Annotated in this window: 1 protein-coding gene; it reads left to right on the forward strand. The window is 41.0% G+C overall.

What is annotated here, in order from left to right:
• Nucleotides 1–2444 (forward strand): beta strand repeat-containing protein (locus tag CLV90_RS19140; RefSeq protein WP_243835234.1); only part of this gene is annotated, 2444 nt, incomplete at both ends.

Raw genomic sequence — 2444 nt, forward strand, 5'->3', positions numbered from 1 at the left:
AATTTAACAGATGTTGCTGGTAACGTTGGTCCAAATAGTAATACAGATACGGCACTACTTGATCTTACGGATCCAAGTGCGCCAACGGTAGAAATTACGGAAGACACAAATAATGATGGTTTAATCAGTGAAGATGAACTGGTAGGTGATATTGATGTCCGAGTAACTTTAGTTGGACCGACATTTGAAGGAGATACCGTAACAGTTACCGATGGTAATGGTAACTCACAAAATGTGATATTAACTGCAGCAGATGTAACTAACGGATTTATAGATGTTGTAATCGCCAATCCTGGTAATGGTAATACGATTACTGTAACTGCAAATGTAACTGATGTTGCTGGTAATGTCGGTCCAGATAGTAATACGGATACTGCAGTTCTTGACCTTACAGATCCAAGTGCGCCAACAGTAGAAATTTCGGAAGACACAAATAATGACGGTATCATCAGTGAAGATGAACTGGTGGGAGATATTGATGCTCGTGTAACTTTAGTTGGACCGACATTTGAAGGAGATACCGTAACAGTTACCGATGGTAATGGTAACTCACAAGATGTGGTCTTGACTGCAACTGATATTACTAATGGATATATTGATGTTGTAATCGCCAACCCTGGTGATGGAAATACGATTACTGTAACTGCAAATTTAACAGATGTTGCTGGTAACGTTGGTCCAAATAGTAATACAGATACGGCACTACTTGATCTTACGGATCCAAGTGCGCCAACGGTAGAAATTACGGAAGATACCAACAATGATGGTTTGATCAGTGAAGATGAACTGGTGGGAGATATTGATGCGCGAGTTACTTTAGTTGGACCGACATTTGAAGGTGATACGGTAACCATAACAGATGGTAATGGTAATTCACAAAATGTGGTTTTAACTGCAACTGATATCTCGAACGGATTTATTGATGTAATAATTACTAATCCAGGAGATGCGGGAACCATAGTCGTAACAGCGAACATTATAGATGTTGCGGGTAATGTTGGTACTGATAGTAATACAGATACTGCAGTACTTGATCTTACGAATCCAACAGCACCAACGGTAGAAATTACAGAAGACACCAATAATGATGGTTTAATCAGTATTGATGAACTGGTTGGTGATATCGATGCGCGAGTAACGCTTCCTGCTCAGACATTTGCAGGCGATACGGTAACGATTACCGATGGTAATGGTAACTCACAAGATGTTATCCTAACTGCAACTGATATCTCGAACGGATTTATTGATGTAATAATTACTGATTCAGGAGATGCAGGAACCATAGTCGTAACAGCGAACATTACAGATGTTGCTGGTAACGTTGGTCCTGATAGTGCTACTGATATAGCGGTACTTGATCTTACAGATCCATTGGCTCCGACAGTAGAAATTATAGAAGATACCAATAATGATGGTTTAATCAGTATTGATGAACTGTCCGGTGATATCGATGCGCGTGTAACGCTTCCTGCTCAGACATTTGCAGGCGATACGGTAACGATTACAGATGGTAATGGCAACTCACAAGATGTGGTGCTTACTGCTGACGATGTAGCTAATGGCTTTATTGATGTGGTTATCGCGAACCCTGGTGATTTGGGTACGATTGTCGTAACGGCTACTATTACGGATGTTGCCGGTAACGTTGGTCTTGATAGTGCTACAGATGCTGCAGTACTTGATCTTACGGATCCTACGGTCGATAGTTTTTCAACTATAGATAGTACTCCAGTATTAACCGGTCAAGGTAATGCCAACGAAAATTTGGTTATTGAGTTGGATACGGACGGAGATAATATTGTTGATGTAACCTATACCGTGACTACCGATGCCAGTGGCGATTGGAGTTTAGATTCGGAAACGGCAACTCCAGATTCAGGTAGCTTCCCAACTCTAGTAGATCAAGATGTAATTAATATTAAAGCTACAGATAACTCTGGAAATACAGGAACGGGAGCAGTAACAATTTCGGTTGATACTGATAATGACGGCATCAATGATAATGAAGAAGTAGTTATAGGTACTGATCCAAATAATCCGGATACGGATGGTGACGGAATTAATGACGGACAAGAAGTCAATGTTGATAATACAAATCCTTTAGATGATTGTAGTTCTGTGAATGGATATCCTTTAGCAGATAGCGATTGTGATGAAGACGGATTAACAACTGACGAAGAAGTTGCCCTAGGTACTGATATCGATAATCCGGATACTGATAATGACGGACTCTTAGACGGAGAAGAAGTTATGTTAGACACGAATCCTAACGATTCAGATTCTGATGATGACGGTATTCTTGACGGTCAAGAAGTATTGGACGGAACAAATCCTTTAGATGATTGTGATCATGTTGGAGGTACGGCGTTGCCGGACAGCGATTGTGATGGCGACGGATTGACGACTGCCCAGGAAGACGCAATCGGAACAGATCCAGATGTAGC

The organism is Maribacter spongiicola (genome assembly GCF_004364165.1).
Taxonomy (GTDB): Bacteria; Bacteroidota; Bacteroidia; order Flavobacteriales; family Flavobacteriaceae; genus Maribacter; species Maribacter spongiicola.